This is a genomic window from Leisingera sp. ANG-M6 (assembly GCF_000813905.1).
Classification (GTDB): domain Bacteria; phylum Pseudomonadota; class Alphaproteobacteria; order Rhodobacterales; family Rhodobacteraceae; genus Leisingera.
Genome location: NZ_JWLG01000025.1, coordinates 134396 through 157065, shown reverse-complemented (window position 1 = coordinate 157065; position 22670 = coordinate 134396). Strand labels below are relative to the sequence as shown.

At 63.3% G+C, this 22670-nt stretch carries 19 protein-coding genes; 10 read left to right on the top strand and 9 right to left on the bottom strand.

Annotated features, from left to right (window positions below; genetic code table 11):
* The 3 genes from RA24_RS20155 to RA24_RS20145 form a co-directional block, all read right to left on the bottom strand.
* On the bottom strand, positions 1-929 hold a 929-nt coding region (locus RA24_RS20155), incomplete at its 3' end, for a Na/Pi cotransporter family protein (RefSeq protein ID WP_039193912.1).
* Positions 930-933: 4 nt separating this feature from the next.
* Entirely contained in the window at positions 934-1707 is a 774-nt protein-coding gene (locus tag RA24_RS20150) for an inositol monophosphatase family protein (RefSeq protein WP_019297003.1), read from the bottom strand.
* 191 nt (positions 1708-1898) lie between these two features.
* A complete protein-coding gene (locus RA24_RS20145; RefSeq protein ID WP_039193909.1) occupies positions 1899-2696 on the bottom strand; it encodes a helix-turn-helix transcriptional regulator in 798 nt (265 codons plus the stop codon).
* A gap of 98 nt (positions 2697-2794) precedes the next feature.
* Between RA24_RS20145 and speB the strand changes: the two genes are divergently transcribed.
* Both speB and RA24_RS20135 read left to right on the top strand, forming a co-directional pair.
* Positions 2795-3766 carry an agmatinase gene (gene speB, locus RA24_RS20140; protein WP_039173982.1) on the top strand — a complete coding sequence of 324 codons (972 nt, stop codon included), beginning with the start codon at positions 2795-2797 and terminating at the stop codon, positions 3764-3766.
* A 25-nt stretch (positions 3767-3791) separates the two neighbouring features.
* Positions 3792-4877: an extracellular solute-binding protein gene (locus RA24_RS20135; RefSeq protein ID WP_039148217.1), complete on the top strand. Its 1086-nt coding sequence runs from the start codon at positions 3792-3794 to the stop codon at positions 4875-4877.
* On the opposite strand, the gene RA24_RS20130 is transcribed toward RA24_RS20135, so the two are convergent.
* Complete coding sequence (locus tag RA24_RS20130) at positions 4866-5552, bottom strand: TetR family transcriptional regulator C-terminal domain-containing protein (protein WP_039193907.1); 687 nt, start codon at positions 5550-5552, stop codon at positions 4866-4868. The genes RA24_RS20135 and RA24_RS20130 overlap by 12 nt on opposite strands.
* A 240-nt stretch (positions 5553-5792) precedes the next feature.
* Between RA24_RS20130 and RA24_RS20125 the strand changes: the two genes are divergently transcribed.
* The 7 genes from RA24_RS20125 (at position 5793) to RA24_RS20095 (ending at position 14693) form a co-directional block, all read left to right on the top strand.
* Positions 5793-6656, top strand: coding sequence for an ABC transporter permease (locus RA24_RS20125; protein ID WP_039193904.1), 864 nt, complete (start codon positions 5793-5795; stop codon positions 6654-6656).
* Positions 6657-6688: 32 nt separating this feature from the next.
* A complete protein-coding gene (locus tag RA24_RS20120; RefSeq protein WP_052269638.1) occupies positions 6689-7504 on the top strand; it encodes an ABC transporter permease in 816 nt (271 codons plus the stop codon).
* A gap of 14 nt (positions 7505-7518) precedes the next feature.
* Positions 7519-8619, top strand: coding sequence for an ABC transporter ATP-binding protein (locus RA24_RS20115; RefSeq protein ID WP_082008928.1), 1101 nt, complete (start codon positions 7519-7521; stop codon positions 8617-8619).
* 20 nt (positions 8620-8639) lie between these two features.
* Positions 8640-9698, top strand: a complete 1059-nt coding sequence (locus RA24_RS20110) for an ABC transporter substrate-binding protein (protein ID WP_029204884.1) — start codon at positions 8640-8642, stop codon at positions 9696-9698.
* Between the two features lie 76 nt (positions 9699-9774).
* A complete protein-coding gene (locus tag RA24_RS20105; RefSeq protein ID WP_082020408.1) occupies positions 9775-11850 on the top strand; it encodes an oxidoreductase in 2076 nt (691 codons plus the stop codon).
* Positions 11850-13049, top strand: coding sequence for an aromatic ring-hydroxylating oxygenase subunit alpha (locus RA24_RS20100; protein WP_039193902.1), 1200 nt, complete (start codon positions 11850-11852; stop codon positions 13047-13049). The genes RA24_RS20105 and RA24_RS20100 overlap by 1 nt, the downstream gene beginning before the upstream one ends.
* 72 nt (positions 13050-13121) lie before the next feature.
* The gene (locus RA24_RS20095; RefSeq protein ID WP_039193900.1) at positions 13122-14693 is read left to right on the top strand and encodes a trimethylamine methyltransferase family protein; all 1572 of its coding nucleotides are present in this window, start codon (positions 13122-13124) and stop codon (positions 14691-14693) included.
* 15 nt (positions 14694-14708) lie between these two features.
* Here the strand turns inward: RA24_RS20095 and RA24_RS20090 are convergent, their stop codons facing one another.
* Both RA24_RS20090 and RA24_RS20085 read right to left on the bottom strand, forming a co-directional pair.
* Positions 14709-15917: a mandelate racemase/muconate lactonizing enzyme family protein gene (locus tag RA24_RS20090; RefSeq protein ID WP_039193925.1), complete on the bottom strand. Its 1209-nt coding sequence runs from the start codon at positions 15915-15917 to the stop codon at positions 14709-14711.
* A gap of 13 nt (positions 15918-15930) precedes the next feature.
* Entirely contained in the window at positions 15931-17589 is a 1659-nt protein-coding gene (locus RA24_RS20085) for a GMC family oxidoreductase (RefSeq protein WP_039193897.1), read from the bottom strand.
* Between the two features lie 105 nt (positions 17590-17694).
* On the opposite strand from RA24_RS20085, the gene RA24_RS20080 reads away from it, so the two are divergent.
* On the top strand, positions 17695-18582 hold the full coding sequence (locus RA24_RS20080; RefSeq protein WP_039193894.1) for a LysR substrate-binding domain-containing protein: 888 nt from the start codon (positions 17695-17697) through the stop codon (positions 18580-18582).
* A gap of 51 nt (positions 18583-18633) precedes the next feature.
* On the opposite strand, the gene RA24_RS20075 is transcribed toward RA24_RS20080, so the two are convergent.
* From RA24_RS20075 to RA24_RS20065, 3 genes are all read right to left on the bottom strand, one after another.
* Positions 18634-19749, bottom strand: coding sequence for a cystathionine gamma-lyase (locus RA24_RS20075; RefSeq protein ID WP_039193891.1), 1116 nt, complete (start codon positions 19747-19749; stop codon positions 18634-18636).
* 116 nt (positions 19750-19865) lie between these two features.
* Positions 19866-21557 (bottom strand): thiamine pyrophosphate-binding protein, encoded by a 1692-nt coding sequence (locus tag RA24_RS20070; protein ID WP_039193889.1) that lies wholly within the window; start codon positions 21555-21557, stop codon positions 19866-19868.
* Positions 21558-21722: 165 nt separating this feature from the next.
* Complete coding sequence (locus tag RA24_RS20065) at positions 21723-22646, bottom strand: LysR family transcriptional regulator (RefSeq protein ID WP_019296986.1); 924 nt, start codon at positions 22644-22646, stop codon at positions 21723-21725.
* Between the last annotated feature and the right edge of the window lie 24 nt (positions 22647-22670).

Sequence of the window (22670 nt, the reverse complement as noted above, 5' to 3'; positions counted from 1 at the left end):
GGCTCGGGAAAACTGCGCATAAACAGCCCCTCCAGCGGGGTGCAGACCGGCAGCGCCAGCAGCAAGAGCGATGCGTTGAAGGCGAGATGCGCATTGACCAGCATCTGGCCGCCCTGCGGGTCACCCAGCCAGCCCTGGCGCAGCGCCAGATTGGCGCCGAACAGGCAAATCACTGCCCAGGTGCCGCGCAAGGCCAGGTTGGCATAGGGAATGCGCCGCGCCTTCAGCGCCATGCCGCGGCTGAGCCAGACCGGAATGAAGGCAGAGCCGAAATTGGCCCCCAGCACCAGCGACAGCCCGGCGGCAAAGGGGATGGCGCCGATCTGCACCAGGGTGACGCACATCAGGATTGCCGCGACGGAGGAATGCATCACAAAGGCCAGCGCGCCGCCGACCAGGAAGGCGGTGATATAGTCGCGCGCCAGGTAGCCCGCCACCGCAGGCAGAAAGGCGCTGTCGCGGATCGGGTCCATCGCCTCGCGCAGAAAGCGCAGCGAAATCAGGATGAAGGCCACCCCCATCAGGATCCGCCCCAGCTGGCGCGCCTTCTTGGCCTCGGTCTTGACGAACAGGTAGCCGCCGATCGCCAGCAGCACCGGCACCAGCCAGTCGAGCTTGAACGACAGGATCTGGATGATCAGCGCCGAGCCGAGATCGCCGCCGAGCACAATCGCCAGCCCGGTCGGAAAGGCAAGGTAGCCGCTGGCGGCAAAGCCGGAGGTCAAGAGCGCCACCGCGGCCGAGCTTTGCAGCACAATCGCCAGGATCAGCCCCATCAGCCCCGCCTGCAAATGGCTTTGGCGCCCGGTCAGCAGCCGCTGGAACGAGGCCCCGTAGCTGCGCTCAATCCCGGTCCGCACCATCCGAACCGCATAAAGCAGCAGCATCGTCGCACCCGCAAGGCTGATCAGAAAAGTCAGTATTGCCATATGGTTATCCTTTGATCAGCGCCAGCATCTCGGCGTGCAGCGCAGGCGTAGCTGCCGCAACCACCCTGCCATCAGATGCCAGATCCAGCGGCTGGCCGTTCCAATCGGTGATCATCCCTCCCGCGGCCTCGACCACTGCCGATACGGGCAGATAGTCATAAGGCTGAAGGTCATAGTCGATCACCGCATCCACATGCCCGGCCGCCAGCAGTGCATGCGGGTAGCAGTCATAGGCGAAACGCCGGGTCTGGCCCGCCTGCATCAGCCGGTTGAACAGCTCTGGATGATCGCGGTGGATCTTGTCGCCTTCATTCACATAGAGGACCGCTTGGTCCAGCCGGGTCTGTTCCGACACATGGATGGACTGCCCGTTCAAGGTGGCACCCTGGCCGCGCACCCCGAGATAGGTTTCTCCCAGCGCTGGCATGCCGATCACCCCTAGCTGCGGCACGCCGCCCTGCAGGAAACCCAGCAGGAAACCGAACAGCGGATGCCCCGACAGGAACGAGCGGGTGCCGTCGATCGGGTCGATGATCCAGACCTCCGAGCGATCCGAGCCTGCAAAGCCGTGCTCCTCGCCAAAGATGCCGTGGTCCGGGAAGTGCTGCTCCAGATAGGCGCGTACCTCGCTCTCGACCGCCTTGTCGGCTTGGGTGACAGGGCTTTCATCTGCCTTGAACTCAATCCCCAGGCGGCCGCGGAAGTAGCCGCGCGCGGCCTCCGCGGCGATCCCAGCGATCCTCATGGCGTGGTCAGCATGGGTTTCTGTGGTGAGCATCGTTGCGGCTTTCCTTCCTGAGGCCGGAGACGTTGGCTCTGCGACCGGATTCACCGCCAGAATTTGTAAAAATGTGGGTTTCGTCAACATAATATCCCAAAAAATGACCGAAAAACCAAAGTTTCGCACCGAGAAAGTGCGTTTTCTGCGCAGCTTTTGGGATTTTGCGGGTTTGATGAGCCTGGATCGGGCTACCCGGCACCCGCCAGATGCCTTGTGGCCATCGAAAACAGCTCCGCCTGCGAAGCGATGCCCAGTTTGGAATAGGCGTGGTGGCGGTGGACCTTCACTGTGCCTTCGGCAATGCCGAGATAGGCGGCGGCGGAGGGGGTTGAATGGCCCTGCAGGATCAGCTGCACGACCTCCCGCTCACGCGGGCTGAGCACACCGGTGCCGAAGGTCTGCATCCGGTCCTCCCAATCCGCAGGCTGATGGGCCGCGGTGGTGTCTTCGCTTTGACCCCACTGGCGCCGGATGGCTGCAGCAATCAGCGTGAAAACTGCATTCAGCCGTTCCGTGTCTGCTGCCTCAAATCTCTGTTGGCGGGCAAACCGTGCCAGCGAAACAATAAACCAGCGCTCTGCCCCGTCCCGCACCAGGATACCGATCTCGTCGCTGATGCTGATCTTGCGATAGAAGGCACGGTAGTATTCGGAGCGGTAGAACGCCTCCGGCGCCAGGTCCATCAGCCGGTAGGCGCCGGGGCTGCAGCCGTTGCGGCAGGCCTGGTAAAGCGGGTCCAGCAGATAGGGGCCGCTGGCGTAGAACTCCACCGTGATCGCTGCCTGCAGCTCATCTAGATCCTGATACAGCGGCACCGGCGGCTGCGCGCCCGCGTAATGCGAGATGACCATCGAATCAAAGCTGCAGCATTGCGACAGGATCAGCCGCAGCGCGCCGGGAAAGCGCTCCGTTGCGATGGATTCCGCCAGCGCCGTCATCGCCTTGGCCCAGCCGTCGGGTAGCGGCGGGAAGGTAGTGCCACTCATGCCTATACCCAAAGATATATATCCTTGGCCAAGTTTGCCGGCATAACCGCGAAAGTCAAACTGGGTCCAAATGAATTTTCAACATGACGGAGACCCACATGACCGATTCCTCCAGCGTGAACCCCGTGCAGGGCGATCTGGCCTTTACCCGCGAGAGCGACCGCGGCGTGGTGGCCGAGGCCAGCTATGCCGGCGCGCTCAGCTTCATGCGGCGGCGTTATTCGCGTGACCTCAGCAGCGCCGATGTCGCGGTGATGGGGGTGCCCTTCGACCTGTCGGTGTCCAGCCGGTCCGGCACCCGGCTGGGGCCGCGGGCGGTGCGCTCAGGCTCCAGTCATATCGCCTGGTCGGCACCCTGGCCGTGGAAGGTTGACCCTTATGAGGTGCTGCGCGTGGTCGATTACGGCGACTGCGAGTTTGACTATGGCTATCCGCACAAGGTCCCAGGTGAAATTGCTCAGGCGGCAAGGGATATTCTCGAAACCGATACGGCGCTCTTGTCAATCGGCGGCGACCATTTCATCACCTATCCGCTGCTGCAGGCGCATGTGGAAAAGCATGGGCCGCTGAGCCTGATCCAGTTCGATGCCCATTCCGACACTTGGGCGGATGAGGAAGGCCGCATCGACCATGGCACCATGCTGTGGCACGCGATCCGCGAGGGGCTGGTGGACCCTTCCCGGTCTGTTCAGGTCGGCATCCGGACCCACAACCCGGATCCGCTGGGCATGAACATCATCGACGCCATCGAGGTGCAGAAGACTGGGCCTGAAGCGGTGGCGGAAAAGATCCGTGGCATCGTCGGCAACCACAAGACCTATGTAACCTTTGACATCGACGCGCTGGAGCCGGCCTCTGCCCCTGGAACCGGCACGCCTGTGATTGGCGGCCTGTCGCCCTATCAGGCACAGGAGATTATCCGCGGATTGGCAGGCACCGACGTGGTGGGCATGGACGTGGTCGAGGTCGCCCCGGCCTATGACATCTCTGAAATCACCGCCATCGCGGCGGCCACCATCGCCAACGATCTGCTCTGCCTCTACGCTGCCGGGCCCTCCGGCCAGCGCTGAGGCAGCGCACAACAGGGAGGAAACAATGATCAATAACAATATCATGACTGCAACCTTGCTGGCCGCCGCCCTGGCGGCGCCAGCCTCTGCCGGCGATCTGGCGATCTACAATTGGGCGGACTATTTCGGCGAAACCACCATTTCCGGTTACGAGGAGGCAACCGGAACCAGGGTCACGCTGGATTACTTCGACAGCAACGAAGTGCTGGAAACCAAGATGCTGGCGGGCGGCTCGGGTTACGACGTGGTGTTTCCCGCCGCCTCCAACGCCGAACGGCAGCTGCAGGCGGGAGCACTGCATCCGGTCGACACCGCGCGGCTGAAAAACTACGGCAACCTGCGCCCTGAAATCCTGGCTTCGCTTGACCAGGTGCCGGGCGGGCGGCAGCTGGGCGTGCCCTATACCTGGGGGACCATCGGCATCGCCTACAACCCGGCGCTGGTGGTGGAGCGGCTGGGGGACATCCCTGTCGACAGCTGGGACCTGCTGTTCGACCCGGCCAATGCTGCCAGGCTGCAGGACTGCGGCATCGGAGTGCTGGATTCGCCGGTGGAGATGCTGTCGGTGGCCCTGAATTACCTTGGCGCCGACCCCTATTCCGAGGACAAGGCGGACATCGCTAGGGCGCAGGAGCTGCTGGCCGCTGCAGCGGAAAACGTCAGCTATTTCAACAATCAGAAACCTTCCACCGACCTGCCAGCAGGCAACGTCTGCATGGCGGTGATGTATTCCGGTGACGCAGGCATCGCCCAGGCCCGCGCGGCGGAGGCGGGGAATGGCGTCGAAGTGCTTTATTCGATCCCGAAGGAGGGCACCCTGATGTGGATCGACCTGATGGCGATCCCGGAAGATGCGCCCAATGTGGACGCGGCTTATGCCTTTATCGACTACATGCTGCAGCCCGAGGTGATTGCCGGGGTTTCCAATGCCGTGTTCTTTGCCAATGCAAATGCGGCGGCGGACGCCCATGTGCTGACGGAGGTGCTGTCCGATCCGGGGATCTACCCGGATGCTGCCACCCTCGCCCGCCTGTTCCCGGACAAGAGCCTGGGTGCCAAAGCGTTGCGCCAGCGCACCCGGGCCTGGACCAAGGTGAAGTCAGGAATCTGACGCTGCGGGGGCTGCGGGTGCGGCCCCCTTCGACGGCTGGGGTTGGACCGCCCCTTCAAGCGAGAAATGCGCCGGGAACATCGCAGCCAGAAAGCGGAATATGATCCGCGCGGCCTCCCCTCGGTCGAACCGGTCAGGGTGTAGCAGGAAGTCGGTCCACATGCCCTCAAGCAGTGCCAGCGTGCCATGGGTGGCATCGCGCGCAGCACCGGAGGCATCCGGTGTTCCGGCCTCGCGCACAATCCGGGAAAAGGCGTTGTGGATCATGCCGCGCAGGCGTCCGTCACGGGTGTCCGAATGCTCGGCAATGGCGGTGCGATTGCGGGATTCACCGCGGAAAGCGTACCAGATGTTGACGTTGCGCCGGTTCAGCACCCGCTCGCTGAGGTCGCCGCGCACGATCATCTCGATCCGCTCCTGCGGGCTGTCGCCAGCGGTCTGCAGCAGCGCCTCCAGCCCGTCGTAATACTCTTCCGAGGAATGATGCGCCGCGGCCTGAACCAGGTTGTCCTTGCCGCCGAAATGCAGGTGGATCATGCCGCGCGACAGGCCGGCGCGCTGGATGATTTCGCTGACGGAGGTTTCGGAGATCCCCTTCTCTGCCACCGAATCCAGCACCGCACCGATCAGGGCTTGGCGGTTCTGCTCGCGATTCTGTTCCCGTTTTCCGGCCATCTTTCCCTTGGGTCCTGGTCGTTTCCACTGCTGTAACGCGGTTCAATCCTGTGCGGCAAGCGGTGCCGCCTGTCCAGTTTAGACACAGGCCAAACGGTTTCTCCAGCAAAAATGGACGTTTGTACATTTTTTACAGAATCCTATTGACAGGACCCCCTGCCAGCCGTCAGATTTTGATGGACGATTGTCCATTTTTAATGGAAGCACCCCGCCCGCACACCTTGCAAGCTACGGAGACACATGACTGGATTCCTCAGAACCGAGGCCGGAAAAGGCCTGGCGCTCAGCGCGCCCGCTTCGCTTTATGTGGGGCTTCTGGTGGCTGCGCCGCTGGGGATCCTGGTCGCCTACAGCTTCTGGACCCAGACCTATGTCGAGATCGACAAAACGCTGACCTGGGCTAACTACCTGGAGGCCGCCACCGACCCGCTGGTGCGGCATCTGATGCTGCGCTCGATCCTGATTGCCGGGGCGGTGACCGCGGCGACGGTAGCGCTGGCCTATCCGATAGCGTATTTCATCGCCTTCCGCACCCAGAAGAAAACCCTGTGGCTGCTGCTGATCACCATCCCGTTCTGGTCCAGCTACCTGCTGCGGGTGTTCAGCTGGAAACTGATCCTCGGCTTCAACGGGGTGATGAACTCGGCGCTGATCTCATTGGGGCTGCTCGAGGAGCCGCTGACCTTCCTTCTGTACAATGAATTCGCCGTGGTGCTGACCCTGGCCCATGCCTGGGCGCCCTTTGCAATCCTGCCGATCTATGTGTCGCTGCAAAAGATCGACCGTTCGCTGCTGGAGGCGGCTACCGACCTGGGTCTCACCAAGCTGGAGCGGTTCATCCGTGTCACCCTGCCGCTGACCGTGCCGGGCATCATCGCCGCCAGCCTGATCATCTTCATCCCGACCGTGGGCGACTACGTCACCCCGTCGCTGGTCGGCGGCTCGCAGGGCAAGATGGTAGCGAACCTGATCCAGGTGCAGTTCGGCCCAGCCAACAACTGGCCGCTTGGCGCGACGCTGTCGCTGGTGGCGATGGCTTCGGTCGGTTTTGTCGCCATCCTGTTTGTCATCCTGGCCACCGCACTGGGGAGGAGGATCCGTTGAGCACTCCGGTAAGCGAACCCCTGAACAAGCCGTTGAGCGCTGCTGCCAGCAAGTCCCGGCGCAGACCCCTCCGCTTCCCCTGGCTGCTGGCCTATGCCATCGGCTACCTGATTTTCCTGTATCTGCCGGTGCTGCTGCTGCCGCTGTTCTCTTTCAACGACGGCACCATCGTGGCCTTCCCGATGAAGGGCTTCACCCTGAAATGGTACGCCCAGCTGGGCGAGCAGGACACGCTCTTGCAGGCAATGGTGAACTCGCTGATTGTCGGCGCGGTGACCGCGCTGGTGGCCACCTCGCTGGGACTGTTCGCGGCCCGCGCCTATGTCCGCTACCGCTTCAAGGGGCGTGAGCTGTCGGAGGGTCTGGTGATGCTGCCCTTGGTCATTCCGGGCATCATCGTGGCGTCCTCGATGCTGGTGCTGTTCATCTCGCTGGGGCTGAAGCCGTCGCTGACGACGGTGATCCTGGGCCATGTCTTCGTCGCGCTGCCCTTTGCTGTCTCAATCATGAAATCGGCTTTCGACGACTTTGACCAGTCGCTGGAGGAAGCCGCCTTTGACCTTGGCGAGAGCGTCATTGGCACCTTCCGCCGGGTGACCCTGCCGATCGTGGCGCCGGGGATTGTTGCCAGCCTGCTGGTCACGTTCACCGTTTCGTTCGACGAGTTCGTGCTGGCCTTCTTCTTGTCCGGCAACCAGCCCACCCTGCCGGTCTATATCTGGAGCCAGATCCGCTTCCCGGCCAAGCTGCCGAACACGCTGGCGCTTGGCTCGCTGCTGCTGCTCGCCTCGGTGCTGCTGCTCCTGACCGCCGAATACTTCCGCCGCCGCTCCGCCAAGTCCGCCTGATGAAGGATACGCAGATGACCACTCAGAACATCATCGAAATCTCCGGGGTAGAGAAACGGTTCGGCACCTTCACCGCAGTGCGCGACCTGAACCTGACGCTTAAGGAGGGCGAGTTCTTTTCCCTGCTCGGACCCTCCGGCTGCGGCAAGACCACCGCGCTCAGGATGATCGCGGGCTTCCAGGACCACGACGCCGGCACCATCCGCATCGGCGGCCAGGACATGGCCCATATCCCGGCCAACAAACGGCCCACCAACATGGTGTTCCAGTCCTATGCGATCTTCCCGCATTTGAACGTCGGCGATAACGTCGCCTTTGGCCTGCGCAAGCTGAAGCTGGGCAAAGCAGAGACCGAAGAACGCGTCGCCGAGGCGCTGGAAATGGTGGAGCTGGGCGGGTTGCAATCGCGCAAGGCGACGGAGCTGTCCGGCGGCCAGCGCCAGCGGGTGGCCTTGGCCCGCGCACTGGTGATGCGGCCCAAGGTCTTGTTGCTGGACGAGCCGCTGTCGGCGCTCGACAAGAACCTGCGCGAGGCGATGCAGTTCGAAATGCGGCGCCTGCAGCAGAAACTGGGCATCACCTTTGTCATGGTCACCCACGACCAGTACGAGGCGATGACCATGTCCGACCGCATCGGCGTAATGTTCAAGGGCCAGCTCAAGCAGGTCGACAAGCCTGAAGTGCTTTATGCCCGCCCCTGCAGCCAGGAGGTTGCGGCCTTTATCGGCGGCATGAACTTCCTGGATGCGGCTGTCACCGGAGAGGTCAATGGCAAACTGCACGCCGATGTGCGGGGCTTCGGCCCGCTGTCCATCGACGTGAACCCCAACGTGGCGCGGCGCGGGCCGCAGCTGCTGGCAGGCATCCGCCCGGAACAGCTGGAAATCTCGGCGCAAAAGCCGGACGGCTACGACGGCTATCTGCAGGGCACCGTCACCAATGCCGCCTTCTACGGCGAGAACGTGCACTACCACGTCACCGCCGACGGCCTGCCGCAGCCCATCGCGGTATCGGTGCCGAACTACTTCCACACGGTTGATCACAAGCAGGGCGATCCGGTCTGGCTGGGGGTGCAGAACGCCTCCGTCATCGATCTCGGCGCCCGCGAAGCATGAGAATAAAGGGAGGAAGAATGATGAAACACTTCAAAACGGCACTGGCCGCGGCCACGGCTTTGACCGCCTCAGCGGGCATCGCATCCGCCGACGCCGCCAGCCTGTCGGTCTTTGACTGGTCCGGCTACGAGGATCAGGGGTTCTACGGCGATTACGTCGCCAAATACGGCGGCGCCCCCAGCTACACCTATTTCGGCAGCGTCGAGGAGGCCTTCACCAAGCTGCAATCGGGATTTGCGGCCGATCTCGCCCACCCCTGCACCGACGGGCTGCGCAAATGGGTGGCAGCGGGGCTGCTGAAGCCCATCGACACCTCGAAAATCAGCAACTGGGACAGCCTGCTGCCGCAGATCAAGGATGTGGACGGCGTCACTATCGACGGCCAGACCTATATGGTGCCGTTTGAATGGGGCAACACCGGGCTGATCTACCGCACCGATCAGATCGACGAAAGCGCGGTCTCCCTGCAGCTGATGGCCGACCCCGCCTATCAGGGCAAGATCGCCATCCCCGACGCCGCATCCTCGGCCTATGCGATGGCGGCCCTGGCGACCGGCGCCTCCAGCTATACCGACATGTCGGACGAGGAGTTCCAGAAAGCCTCTGATTTCCTGCGCCAGATCCACCCGAATGTGCGGTTCTACTGGTCCGATGCGGGCCAGCTGGATCAGGCCATCGCCTCGGGTGAGGTTCTGATGGGATGGGGCTGGAACCAGTCGGAGCTGAACCTGATCTGGAACGAGACGCCGGCCAGGATGATGCGCGACGTGGACAAGGGCATCGCCACCTGGGTCTGCGGCTATGTGCATCTGAACGCCTCGACCCAGAGCGACGAGCAGGTCTATGACATGCTGAACGCGCTGAGTTCTGAGCCCAGTGGCAAATACATCATCGAGAACTGGGGCTATGCCCACGCCAATGCCGAGGCGTTCAAATCCGCGGATCAGAGCCTGATCGAAACCTACGGCTTTGCCGATGTCGACAAGTTCTTTGAGGGCAGCCTGTTCTTTGATGCGGTCAATCCGGAGCTGGAAGGCCGGATGCTGAAGGAATTCGAGCGCATCAAGGCCGGGTTCTGATCCCCGCAAGCGGCGGGTCCTGACGCCCGCCGCCCCGCCAAATCCAAACAATCAAGACACAAAAGGATGTGCCAGCATGCCAGGCGCAAATGGGTATTCCATTCTGTTCGAGCCGGTGAAGATCGGCCCCGTCACGACCCGCAACCGCTTTTTCCAGGTGCCGCATTGCACCGGGCTGGGCCATGTCCGCCCGCAGGCAGAGGCGGCGGTACGCGCGATGAAAGCCGAGGGCGGCTGGTCCGTGGTCTCGACCCAGGAGACAGAGATCCACCCGACCTCGGACCTTGGCCCATATGCAGAGCACCGGCTGTGGGACAAGCACGATATCCCTGCGCTGCGGCTGATGACGGAACAGGTCCACGCCAAGGGATCACTGGCGGCGATCCAGCTGGCGCATAACGGCCACCACGCCACCAACCACCTGACCCGCGCCCCGGCGCTGGGAGTCACGGACCGGCCGATTGACCTAGCCTACCCGAAACAGGCCCGCGCCATGGACAAGCAGGACATCCGCGACCTGCGCCGCTGGCACCGGGAAGCGGCGCTGCGCGCAAAGGAGGCAGGCTTTGACATCGTCTATGTCTACGCCGGCCACCAGATGACGCTGCCGCATCACTTCCTGCTGCCCCAGTACAACACCCGCAGCGATGAATACGGCGGCAGCCTCGAAAACCGCGTCCGGCTGACCCGGGAATTGCTGGAAGATACCCGCGAAGTGCTGGACGGCCACTGCGCCGTGGCCTTTCGCTTTGCCGTTGACCAGATGATGGGCGCCGATGGCATGCAGGCCAGCGAGGAAGGCCGCGCGGTGGTGGAAATGCTGGCAGATCTGCCCGACCTCTGGGACGTGAACGTTGCCGACTGGAGCAACGACAGTATGACCACCCGCTTCCAGCCCGAAGACGGCTATCAGATCCCCTATACCGATTTCGTGAAGCAGGTGACGAACAAGCCGGTGGTCGGCGTCGGCCGCTTCACCTCGCCTGACTTGATGACCTCGCTGGTCTCCAAGGGCGTGCTGGACCTCATTGGTGCGGCCCGCCCCTCGATCGCCGACCCCTTCCTGCCGAAGAAGATCGAGGAAGGCCGGATCGAGGAAATCCGCGAATGCATCGGCTGCAATATCTGCGTGTCCGCCGACAATCTGGGCGTCCCGATCCGCTGCACCCAGAACCCGACAATGGGCGAAGAATGGCGGCGCAAATGGCATCCCGAGCAAATCGCCCCCAAGCAGCAGGAAGAGGCCGCGCTGGTGGTTGGCTCCGGCCCCGCGGGCCTGGAATGCGCCATGCAGCTGGCCAGGCGCGGCTATCAGGTGACGCTGGCCGAAGCGGCGGAGGAATTCGGCGGCCGGGTGCTGAAGGAAAGCAAGCTGAAAGGGCTGTCCGCCTGGAAACGGGTCACCGACAACCGCCTGTGGGATCTGCAGCAGCGCGGCAATGTGCAGATGTTCACCGGCAGCAAACTTGGCGCTGCTGATGTTGCAGAACTTGGCATCCCCAATGTCTTCCTTGCCACCGGCAGCACCTGGCACCGCGACGGGCGCGGGCGCACCTCACCGCAGCCCTTGGAGATCAAGGGCATGCCTGTCTTCACCCCTGACGACGTGATGGAGGGCACCCTGCCGCCGGACAATGGCCCGGTGCTGCTGTATGACGACGATCAGGGCTACATCGGCGGGGTGCTGGCCAGCCATCTGGCCGCGACAGGCCGCAAGGTGGTGCTGGCGACGCCTGGCGCCATCGCCTCGGCCTTCACTGATCTGACTCTGGAACAGCACCGGGTGCAGGCGGAACTGCTGGAAGCGGGCGTAGAGATCATTCCGCTGCATTCCCTGCAATCAGCGGATGCTGCCGGTGCAGACCTGTCCTGCGTCTACACCAGCCGCACCCGCCGTGTGGATTGCGCCAGCCTGCTGATGGTCACCTCCCGCCAGCGCGACACCGCGCTGTTTGATGAGCTGAAAGCAAACCACGCGGACAGTTTCACAACACTGGAGCTGTTCGGCGATGCCGCCTCCCCCGGTCTGATTGCCGATGCGGTCTTTGCCGGCCACCAGGCGGCCCGCAACTTTGAACGCGACCCGGCGGCGGCAGACGCCGACTGGTTCCGCCGTGAACTGATTTCCCTCGAAGACATGGGAGGCGCATGATGCCTAAAGACGACCTGCAAGTGATGCGCGAGCTGATGGAGAGCCACCGCGAGGGTTTTGCGCTAGACCGGCATTTCTACACCTCGGAAGCGGTCTATGACCACGACATCAAGATGTTCTGGAACCGCAACTGGATCTGGGTTGGCCACGTCAGCCAGATTTCGGAGCCTGGCGACTATTTCCTGTTCGACTACGGCCCGGAGTCGGTGATCGTGGTGCGAGACCGCGAAGGCGAGGTACGCGCCCATCTGAATGTCTGCCGCCACCGCGGCTCTCGCGTGTGTTTGGAAAAACAGGGCACCGCGCGGGTGTTCTCCTGTCCCTACCACGCCTGGACCTTCGGCCTCGACGGGCGGCTGCGCGGCGGCCGCGCCATGGGGCCGGATTTCGACCCCTCGGATTACGGGCTGTTCCCGGTGCAGGTGCAGATTTTCCAGGGGCTGATCTTCATCTGCGCCGATGAAAACCCGCCGCCACTGGCGGACAGCCTAGACCGTTTGGCACCGCTGTCGGCGCCGATGGGACTGGAAAACCTGAAACTGGCGCATGAGGCCTCCTATCCGGTGCCTGCCAACTGGAAACTGGCGCTGGAAAATTACTTGGAATGCTACCACTGCGCCCCCTCGCATCAGGACTATTCCCGCAGCCACTCGCTGAAGGATCCGGCGGATGTGGAGAAATACGGCGCGGATTTGCGTGAACGCTCCGCCTCCATCGGCTTGCCGGTGGAGGAACTGGACCTGACCGGTCCCAATGCACAGGCGCCGGGATCGGACGTCTATTGGCGCCGCTATCCGCTGTTCCCCGGCTACCAGACCGGCAGCAAGGATGGCGAACCGCTGGCGCCGCCGCTTGGGGCACTCAGCGACCATGACGGCGGGGCCACCGATCTGGCCATCGGCACGCTGAACTACTTTCTGATCTATGCCGACCATCTGGTGGGCTACCGCTTTGTTCCCCGCGGGTTGCAGGAAACCGACATTCAGATTGCCTGGTACGTGCGCGGCGATGCCGAAGAAGGGCGCGATTATGACAAGGAAGCCCTTACTTGGCTGTGGCATGTCACCTCGCTCGATGATGAGCGGATCATCCGCCACAATCAGGAGGGCGTGAATTCGCACCGTTTTGCGCCCGGCCCGTTGTCCGAGATGGAATGGAGCCTGCCCGGCTTTTACCGCAGCTATTTCAACATGATCTGAGCCATCAAGGCCCTAATCTCTACTGCAGGCCGCGCCCGCGGCCTGCCCTGACCCCATCCCGGAGACCGCTATATGGTTGACGTCACCAAAACCCGAACCCGGCGCCGCAGCGGCGGCCGCGATGCCCGCGCCGCGGCCCGCACCCAACCCTCAGCCAGCCAGGCGATCTGGCCCGGACTTTCCGGCGGCCGCTACCGGCCTCTGTCCGATGCGGACATGCAGAAGATCCACCATGCCGCGCTGACCATTCTGGAACGCACCGGCATCGGCGACCCGACAGAGGAACTGCTGGATCTGGTGCTGCCCAAGGGCGCCATCCTTAGCGAACACGGCCGCCTCTGCTTTCCGCGCGCGCTGATGGAGGACCTGCTGGCCGGTGCGGCCAATGAATTCTACGTCCACGCCCGGGGCAGCCGCGCCGGCAAGGACGACATGCACTGCACCAAGGACAAGGTCTATTACGCCAACTCCGGAACTGCGGTGACGACCTTTGACGCCGCCAGCCGCAGCTATCGCCCCTCCATCATCCGCGACGTCTATGACTTCACCCGGCTGGTGGACCGGCTCGACAACATCCACATGACCGGTGACACCGTGCTGGGCACCGACGTGCCGCAGGATTTCGAACATGACATGTCGATGCTCTATTCCATCCTGGCGGGCAGCGAGAAGCCGTCCTGCCTCACCTTCCGCGACCGCTCCCACATCAAGCCGGCGATCGAGATGTTCGATATTGCTTCGGGCGGTGAGGGGAAATTCCTGCAAAAACCCTCGGTAATTTTCGGGGGCTGCCCGATTGTCTCGCCGCTGCGGCTGGGGCGCGAGAATCTGGAGATCATGATCGACACCGCCAAGCTGGGCCTCACCTGCGATCTGGCGGTGCCGCCGCAGGCCGGTGCGACCTCCCCTGCCCCGCTGGCCGGCACGCTGGCGCAGGCAGTGGCAGAAACCCTTTCCTGCGTCGCCATCGTCAACCTGATCAATCCCGGCACGCCGGTGGTGTTTGCCGCCTGGCCCTTCATCACCGACCTGCGCACAGGATCGTTCACCGGAGGATCGGGTGAGCAGGCGCTGATCGGTGCCGCCGCCATCCAGATGGGCAATTTCTACAACCTGCCCACGTCCGTGGGCTGCGGCATGACCGATTCCAAGATCCCCGACGCCCAGTACGGGCTGGAAAAGGCGCTGACCTTCAGCCTTGCCGCCCACGCCGGCGCCAACCGCCTTTGCGAGTTTGGCGGCATGGTCGGCTCGCTGATGGGCTGCTCCTTCGAGTCGATGGTGATCGACAACGAGGCCGCAGGCATGATCTCCCGTACCCTGCGCGGGATCGAGGTCAGCGATGACACCCTCTCGGTCGATGTGATCCACGACTGCGCCACCGGACCGGGCCATTTCCTCGGCAACACCCAGACGCTGCAGTATATGGAGACGGAATATGTCTATCCCGACCTGATGGACCGGGAACTGACGGATACCTGGGAGAAGGCGGGCAAGCAGACCATGTTCGACCGCGCCCGCGAGGTGTCGGACAAGATCCTGGGTGAGCATTACCCGAATTACTTCGGCAGCAAGCTGGATGCTGAGGTCCGCGCAAGGTTCCCCGTCAAACTGCCGCCGGAGGCGATGCGCCCCGGCGGCTGATGCCGGGGGCCGCGTTCACTGAACCACCGGTTCCTGCGCCAGCTCCAGATGCAGTTCTTTGCCGGTATAGGGGCTGGCAGCGATGGTTTCGTCGTCCAGCTCCACCCCCAGTCCTGGTTCCTTGGAGGGGATCACATAGCCGTCCTCCCAGGTGATCGCGGACTTGAGGCAGGACATATAGGGGCCTTCAAAGGTGCCGATCGACTCGAGGATCAGGAAGTTCGGGCTGCAGGCCGAGATCTGGATGTTCGCCGCCGCCACCACCGGCCCGCAGTAAAGATGCGGCGCGATCTGGGCCTGCCGGGTTTCGGCCATGGATGCGATTTTCTTGGCTTCCAGCAGGCCGCCGACCCGCCCTAGGTCCATCTGCAGGATCGAGGCCGCCCCGGCCTCCAGCACGCGGGCAAACTCATGCTTGGTGCAGAGCCGCTCGCCGGTTGAAATCGGCACCGAGGTGAACCGCGCCACCTCCGCCATATCGGCGGGGTTTTCCGGCGGCACCGGTTCCTCGAACCACAAGGGCTCATAGGGTTCCAGCCGCCGCGCCATTCGTTTGGCGCCGGAGACGGTGAACTGCCCGTGGGTGCCGAACAGCAGGTCCGCACGGGTGCCGACCGCCTCGCGGATGCGCTTCACGAACATCTCGCTGCGCTCCAGGTCCTCAAGCCGCGGCTGATGCCCGTCATAGATCGTGTAAGGGCCTGCGGGGTCGAATTTCACCGCGGTAAAGCCCTGCTCCACCCGCTGAAGCGCAACTTCCGCCGCCATGTCCGGGTCGTTGTAGACATTGGGCGTGTCCGGGTCCGGGTAGACGTCGCCCTCAGCCGGATAGAGGTAGGTATAGCTGCGCAGCCGCTCATGCACCTGGCCGCCCATCAGCTCGTAAACCGGCTTGCCCGCGGCCTTGCCGATGATGTCCCAGCAGGCCATTTCCAGCCCGCTCAAAACCCCCATCACCGTCACATCGGGCCGCAGCGTGTAGCCGGCGCCATAGGATTTGCGCCACAGCTTCTCGATATGATGCGGATCGCAGCCTTCGAACTGGCGGGCAAACATCTCCTCCGCCATGGCGCAGCACAGGTCCGGGCCGAAGGTCGCGTTGTATATCTCCCCCACCCCGGTGATGCCGCAAGCGGTGGTCAGGCGCACAAAGATGAAATAGCGCCCGCCGTGGCGCGGCGGCGGGTTGCCGAAAACAAAGGTTTCAATCTTATCGAGCTTCATCTGAAATTCCTTGTCATTCCGCCGCCAAGGGCCTGTTTTCATTATCGTCCAGCACCATCTGCGCACCGCGGGCGGCCAGCATCATGGTGGGCGCGTTGGTATTGCCGGAGGTCACATTCGGAAACGACGAGGCATCAATCACCCGCAAACCCGCAACCCCATGCACCCTGAGCCGCGCATCCAGCACCGAGTCGGTTGCAGTATGCCCCATCCGGCACGTGCAGCTTGCATGAAACACGCTGCCCGCGCGTTCGCGGAAGTTTTCCAGCAGTGCTGCATCATCCATCCCGGCGATATCCGGCACCCGCCGCTCCCGCGTGACCCGCTTCATGGTGGCGGTTGCTGCCAGCGCCTGCAGCAAGTGGCTGGCGCGGATGGCGGTTGCCTTGTCTTCCTCCGCCGACAGCGAGTTCGGCTCGATCAGCGGTGCCTGGCCGGGGTCGGCGGATTGGATAGTGATCTGCCCGCGGCTGACCGGGCGGCTGGGCTGAACGCACAGCAGGAAGCCGTTGTCCTTGTCGATCTGCGGCTTTCCGTTTGCCTGTGTCGAGTAAGACGCCGGGTTGCAATAGACCTGCACATCCGGCAGCGCCGCGCCCGCGGTGCGGACAAAACCGCTGCACTGATTGACCGGTACGCTCAGCGGCCCCTTGCGGGTCAGGACATACTGTAGACCGGCCTTCATCTGCTTGGCAAAACTGCCCAGCCGGTCGTTCAGCGTCGCGGTATTGGCCCAGAAGAAATGCGAAACCGCCAGATGGTCCTGCAGCCCCTGCCCCACTTGCGGCAGGTCATGGGCAACCTCGATCCCGTGCCGCTGCAGCAGCGCGGCCGGGCCGATACCAGAGAGCTGTAAGAGCTGCGGAGAATTCACCGCACCCGCGCTCAAGATCACTTCGCGCGCCGCCATGGCGGTCTGCGCCTGCCCTTTCACCCGGAAGGCCACGCCGGTGGCACGCGCGCCCGATGTCAGCACCTTCTCCACCAGCGCGCCGCTGATCACGGTCAGGTTGCCGCGTTTCATCGCAGGCCGCAGGAACGCATCCGCCGAGGACCAGCGCCGCCCGTCTTTCACCGTGCTGCGGACATAGCCCATGCCCTCGCCGGGCAGTGTGTTGGCGCCTTCCTCTGCCGCGGCATTCATGTCCGGCAGGAACGGCCAGCCCATGTCCTGCCCAGCCGCCAGAAAGTTCCTGGCAAAGGGATGCATCCGCTCGCTGAGGTCGGTTACCCGCACAGGACCGTTGCCGCGCAACCGTCGGCGGCCCTGGTGCCATTCGTCGTTTGTTTCCAGCGCCTCATAGCTGCGGCGCACGTTCTCCCAGCCCCAGCCGGTGGCGCCTGCGGCCTCCCAATCGTCGTAGTCATGCGGCAGACCGCGCACATAAGCCATTGCGTTGATGGAGCTGGAGCCGCCCAGAACCTTGCCCCGCGGCCAATAGGCGGCGCGCCCGTTCAGCCCCGGATCCGCTGCGGCGGAATAGCGCCAGTTCACCTTAGGATCCGAGAAGGTGAAGCCATAGCCCACCGGGATCTTGATCCAGAACCGCCGGTCGCTGCCGCCGGCCTCTATCAGCAGCACCTTGTGGCGGCCATTGGCGGTCAGCCGGTCGGCCAGCACACAGCCCGCCGAACCGGCTCCTACGATAATGAAATCAAATGTCTGCGCCATGGCACGCCCGGGTCCGTTGGTTTCCCATCAGATTGTGCAGCGCGAATGGCATAAATCAAACAATGTGTTTTGCCCCTATGGCATAGCTGTGCTTAAAGCTAAGTCATGACCGACCTGCCCCACGTCACCTGGCTCAAGGCCTTTGAAGCCGCCGCGCGGCTGAACAGTTTCTCTGCCGCGGCGGAGGAGCTGGGCTTGACACCTGCCGCCATCAGCCAGCAGATCCGCCTGCTGGAAAAGCATCTGAACACCCAGCTGTTCAAACGTCTTCCCCGCGGGGTGGCACTTACTGACACCGGCCAGGCCTATTCCCAGCCGATCCGCAAGTCCTTCATCGACATGCAGCAGGCCACCGCCGGTCTGTTCGGCAAGAAGCGCAAGCGGGTGGTCCGGGTGCGGGCCTCGATTTCCTGCGCCGCCTTGGTAATCGCGCCCCAGCTTGGCCGCTTTCAGGCGGCGCACCCGGATATTCTGGTAGAGCTGACCACCTCCATCTGGGCCAACCGGTTTGACGAGGAAGGCCTGGACATCGACATCCGCTATGGCGGTGACTGGCAGGAGAGCGAGGTCCTGCATCTGGGCCACGAAAACGCTGTGCCAGTCTGCAGTCCGGGCTACCTGCACGATCTGGGCGGCAGCCCCTCCATTCATGACCTTGCAGGATCCGACGTGGTGCAGATCTTCGGCTCGGAAACTGACTGGGGCCGCCTGTCAGAGCTGCACGGGCTGAACCTGCAGACACCCGCGGATTGGCTCAAGGCGGACTCGTCGTTGCTGGCGCTGCAGACCGTGGCGGCCGGCCACGGGGTGACGATGGTGCTGGAAAGCTTTGCCCGGCAGTACATCGAGCAGGGGATGGTGGTGGTTCCGACCGCGTACAAGCTGCCGAAGCGTCGCTCGCATTACATCGTGATCAACGACCGGGCAGGCCAGCGGGAGGAGGTCAAGGCCTTCTGCAGCTGGCTCATGGCGCTGTACCAGTCGCTGATCTGAGGGGGTTTCCCCGCCGGTCCCCGCGGGGACAGAGACGGAAAACACTGCCCCTTACCCCTGAAGCGTGTCCAGCGCAGCAGCCATTGCGTTCCACAACTCCTCTGCCGGTTCGGTGCCGACCGAGATGCGGATAAACCCCGGGGCCACCGCATCGCCCCAGCGGGCGCGGCGCTCAGCCGAGGTATGCACCCCGCCGAACGACGTTGCGGAGCGGATCAGCGGGCAGCTGTTGATGAAAGCATCGGCCTGTTCCGCGCTGTCCAGGGTGATGGAAATTAGAAAGCCAAACCGCGCCATCTGCTGTTTCGCCAGGTTGTGCGAGGGATCGGATTTCAGCCCCGGAAAGCGGATCGCTTGCACCAGCGGATGCGCGGCGAGCCGTTCGGCAAGCACCTCAGCGGTGCTGCACATCCGGTCAAAACGCACGTCCAAAGTTTCCAGCCCCCGGTGCGCCAGCCAGGCCTCTTGCGGGCCGGGGATGCCGCCGCCGAACTGGCGCCATTCGCGCGCGGCCTGCAAAACATCCGAATTGCGGGTCGCCAGATGCCCCATCAGCACATCCGAATGCCCGCCCGGCGCCTTGGTGTCTGAGGCAACAACCACATCCGCGCCCAGCTCCAGCGGGCGCTGGCCCAGCGGGGTCATAGTGGTGTTGTCGACGATCAGCAGCCCGCCCGCCGCGTGCACCGTCTCCGCAATCGCGCGCAGATCGCAGAGGTCCAGACCAGGGTTCGAAGGTGTTTCCGCAAAAACAACGTCAAATCCATCAAAGCCGCCCTCGGCAAATGCGGTGGTGGGGCGCTGGTGGACCTCAACGCCAAGGCTCTGCAAGAAGCGCTCGCTTAGGCGCCGGGTGACGTAGTAGCCATCCGACGGGATCAGCAGTTTCGACCCTGCTTTGACGGTGGCAAACAGCGCCGCCGAGATCGCCGCCATGCCCGACGGAAATGCCAGCGCGGGCGCGTCCTCCAGATAGGCAAGCACATGCTCCAGATGCTCCCAGGTGGCGTTGTCCACCCGGCCATAACTGGGGCCGCCGGTCCAGTCGCCCGGCAGGTGGTACATCGAGCTTTGCGTCAGCGGCAGTGCCACCGGATCGCCCTCGGACAGGGAATTGCCGCGCAAATGCAGCATGGCGCCGGGTTTGGGAGCGTTGGGTTTGTCCATATCGGGCGCCTTTCCTGACTGCGGGTTCGGCAAATTCATAGCGGGCGCCAGGCAAAAGAGACAAGGCCGGAAACGCACTGCTCCCGGCCATCAGTTCTTTCCGCTTTCTTGGCCGCTCACCCCATCCAGCGCCGGACAGGCGCGGCGGAGTCCTCCAACGCCTGGCAGACCACGTCAATCAGGGTCGGGCCGTCGTGGGCAAAGGCCTCCTTGATCGCTCCGTCCAGGTCTTCCGGCTTCTCCACCCGCCAGGTCTTGACGCCGAACGCTTCAGCCGCCGCCGCATGGTTGGTGCGGTTGAAGTCCACATTGTAATAGCGCTTACCGCAGTCGTCGCGCTGGCTCGCCTTGATCCAGCCGAAGTTGGCGTTGGAGAACACCACATAGGTGATGGGTGCAGCGCAGCGCACCACGGTTTCCAGCTCGCCGCAGGTGAAGTTGAAGGAGCCGTCGCCCATCATCCCCACGACCTTGGCTCCGGGCCGCCCGAACCAGGCGCCCAGCGACGCCGACAAAGAATACCCCAAGGCGCCATGGGCGCGGTTGGTGATGTACTGGCGGCCCGGGTGCTTTTGCTGCGAATAGGCGTTGTAATACGGGCAGCTGGTGCCGGGGTCGGAGACCACGATGGCATCCTCCGGCAGGTTTTGATTGAGGGCGTGGATGATCTGCTCCGGAAGAACCTGATCGGTTTTGCTGTGCGCCAGCTCCTCAAACTTGGCAAACTTGCGCTGCTTGATGTCGGCAATTTTTGCAGCCCCGCCAAATGAGGGCAATTCGCCCTCCCGGCCATCCAGATAGGCGTTCACCGCCTGCAAGCTGAGCTTCAGGTCGGCCACCACACCAACCTCGGTCGGGTAGTTGGCCCCGATGGTCATCGGGTCGTTGTCAAAATGCACGATCCGCTGCCCTGGCTTCGGTGCCTCCCAGCGCGAGGTGGTGGTGGACCCGGCGCGGCAGCCCATGAAGACCACCAGATCGGCTCCTTCCATCATCTCCCAGGTCTCATCCGTGCCGCCGTTGGAACCGACCACGCCCAGCGATTGCGGATGCGTATCGGCCAGCGATCCCTTGCCGGAGATCGAGGTTCCCACGGCAATGTCGAGGCGGGAGGCGAGCCTATCCAGTTCCTCCATAGCGCCCGAAATCACCACACCGCCGCCGCAGACGATCAGCGGCGATTTGGCAGTGAGGATGGCTTCCACCGCAGCCTCTGCCGCGCCCGGTTCCGGAGCTGCACGATAGGCGGGGTAGCTTTGGTGTTTTGGATCGCCCCAGACGTCATCCGCCGGAACATCGTCATACTGGATGTCATAGGGCAGCCCCAGATGCGCCGAGCCGGAACGGCCGGTGGTCATTGCCCGGAACGCCTGGCGCACCATGCGCGGGATGTGGTCGGCGCGTTTGATCACCGTGTTGAACTTGGTCAGCGGCCCCATCAGAACCTCTTGGTTGACCTCGGTCAGCGGGTATTTCCCGTAAGACCCCACCGAGATGTCGGTGGTGATCGCCAGCACCGCATAGGAGCTTTCGTTGGCCTCGATCAGCCCCGGCAGAATATAAGTGGCACCGCCGCCAGAGGGGCCTTCGCAAACCCCCACCCGTCCGGTCACGCGGGAAAACCCGTCGGCCATATAGGCCGCACTGCGCTCATCGCGGGTGAGGACATGGGTGATGCCATGCTCCAGCCGGTTCATCGCGTCATAGAAGGGCAGCGTAGTATCGCCGCAGAGGCCGAAGATATGGGTAACCCCATGTGCCTCAAGCGCGCGCACCATCGCCTCGGCACCGTTCATCGTGTTCTTCATCGGGACCTCCTAAAGCCTGATTGATACCTGTCCCGAGGCAAGCCCGGAATCTGCGTTCCAAATTGTATACAATATTGTAGATCAATGTGAAGGCAAAAGGTCAGACACTCTGCACCCGGCTGCGGTTCTTCGGAATGGACGGGGATAAATTGAAAAATCAGATGTTTACCCGGACGTTCGCGCCAAGATTTCTGCCACATGCTCTTGCCAGGCGGCGGTAAAGCTGGCTGCAAGCTGGGACAGCGGACGCTCGCTGGGTGTCAGAATTGAATAGCCAAAGGGAATCGCCGGCTCAAAAGGCAGGAAGCGGATGCGTTCGTCGCCCGCATTGCTGCGGCGGTAGCTCTCGGCGCTCAGCACATCGACGACAGCGCAGGCCTGGCCGGCCGCGACAAAGTGGAACAGCGGCAAGAAGTATTCCGCGTCATAGCGCAGGTTGAAATCCGCATCCGCCTGCACAAAGGCCTGGGCAGTGGCCTGGTGGGTGCTGTGATCGGGCTGCAAGGCACCCATGGGCTCGCCGCTCAGGTCCTGCACTGAGATGCTGTCCTTGCGGGCAAGCCGATGGCCGGCCGGCACGGCACACAGGCAATTGCAGGGCAATTCCACGGTCTTGTAAAGCTTCCGGTCCCCTTGGTAGCGCGTCATGTCACAGAACCCGATGTCAAAGCTGTTGGCCGCAATCAGGCTGCGGACTTGCGGCGAGGACCGGGTGGCCAGCGTGACATTGACCTCGGGCTTGTCTGCAACAAACCGGCTGACGAACTCCGGCAGCAGGATGACGGATGGCCCCGGCATCGCCACAACCCGGATTGCGCCGCGCACCCGTTCGCGCATCTTCACCAGGTTCTGCTGCGCCGTCTCCAGCCGGTTCAGGATTTCAGACGCTTCGACCATCAGGTAATGCGCTTCCGGCACCGGCACCAGGCGGCGGCCCTCGCGCAAGAACAGTGTCAGGCCCAGTTCCTCCTCCAGCGTCTTGATGGCAGCGCTGACCGCGGGCTGGGTACGGTGCAGGTTGCGCGCCGCCTGGCTCACAGAGCCGGTTTTCATAACTTCGCGGAACACCGCAAGCTGGTGAGAGTTCATGATCTGCTCCCGGCGTAAAGCCAA

What these genes read in the sequence shown, in the direction of transcription:
- RA24_RS20110 (WP_029204884.1), top strand. Translation starts at nt 8,640, where the DNA reads ATGAAACACTTCAAAACGGCACTGGCCGCGGCCACGGCTTTGACCGCC.
- RA24_RS20090 (WP_039193925.1), bottom strand. Translation starts at nt 15,917, where the DNA reads ATGAAGCTCGATAAGATTGAAACCTTTGTTTTCGGCAACCCGCCGCCG.
- speB (WP_039173982.1), top strand. Translation starts at nt 2,795, where the DNA reads ATGACCGATTCCTCCAGCGTGAACCCCGTGCAGGGCGATCTGGCCTTT.
- RA24_RS20065 (WP_019296986.1), bottom strand. Translation starts at nt 22,646, where the DNA reads ATGAACTCTCACCAGCTTGCGGTGTTCCGCGAAGTTATGAAAACCGGC.
- RA24_RS20105 (WP_082020408.1), top strand. Translation starts at nt 9,775, where the DNA reads ATGCCAGGCGCAAATGGGTATTCCATTCTGTTCGAGCCGGTGAAGATC.
- RA24_RS20135 (WP_039148217.1), top strand. Translation starts at nt 3,792, where the DNA reads ATGATCAATAACAATATCATGACTGCAACCTTGCTGGCCGCCGCCCTG.
- RA24_RS20115 (WP_082008928.1), top strand. Translation starts at nt 7,519, where the DNA reads ATGACCACTCAGAACATCATCGAAATCTCCGGGGTAGAGAAACGGTTC.
- RA24_RS20145 (WP_039193909.1), bottom strand. Translation starts at nt 2,696, where the DNA reads ATGAGTGGCACTACCTTCCCGCCGCTACCCGACGGCTGGGCCAAGGCG.
- RA24_RS20070 (WP_039193889.1), bottom strand. Translation starts at nt 21,557, where the DNA reads ATGAAGAACACGATGAACGGTGCCGAGGCGATGGTGCGCGCGCTTGAG.
- RA24_RS20080 (WP_039193894.1), top strand. Translation starts at nt 17,695, where the DNA reads ATGACCGACCTGCCCCACGTCACCTGGCTCAAGGCCTTTGAAGCCGCC.
- RA24_RS20100 (WP_039193902.1), top strand. Translation starts at nt 11,850, where the DNA reads ATGCCTAAAGACGACCTGCAAGTGATGCGCGAGCTGATGGAGAGCCAC.
- RA24_RS20125 (WP_039193904.1), top strand. Translation starts at nt 5,793, where the DNA reads ATGACTGGATTCCTCAGAACCGAGGCCGGAAAAGGCCTGGCGCTCAGC.
- RA24_RS20130 (WP_039193907.1), bottom strand. Translation starts at nt 5,552, where the DNA reads ATGGCCGGAAAACGGGAACAGAATCGCGAGCAGAACCGCCAAGCCCTG.
- RA24_RS20095 (WP_039193900.1), top strand. Translation starts at nt 13,122, where the DNA reads ATGGTTGACGTCACCAAAACCCGAACCCGGCGCCGCAGCGGCGGCCGC.
- RA24_RS20075 (WP_039193891.1), bottom strand. Translation starts at nt 19,749, where the DNA reads ATGGACAAACCCAACGCTCCCAAACCCGGCGCCATGCTGCATTTGCGC.
- RA24_RS20150 (WP_019297003.1), bottom strand. Translation starts at nt 1,707, where the DNA reads ATGCTCACCACAGAAACCCATGCTGACCACGCCATGAGGATCGCTGGG.
- RA24_RS20085 (WP_039193897.1), bottom strand. Translation starts at nt 17,589, where the DNA reads ATGGCGCAGACATTTGATTTCATTATCGTAGGAGCCGGTTCGGCGGGC.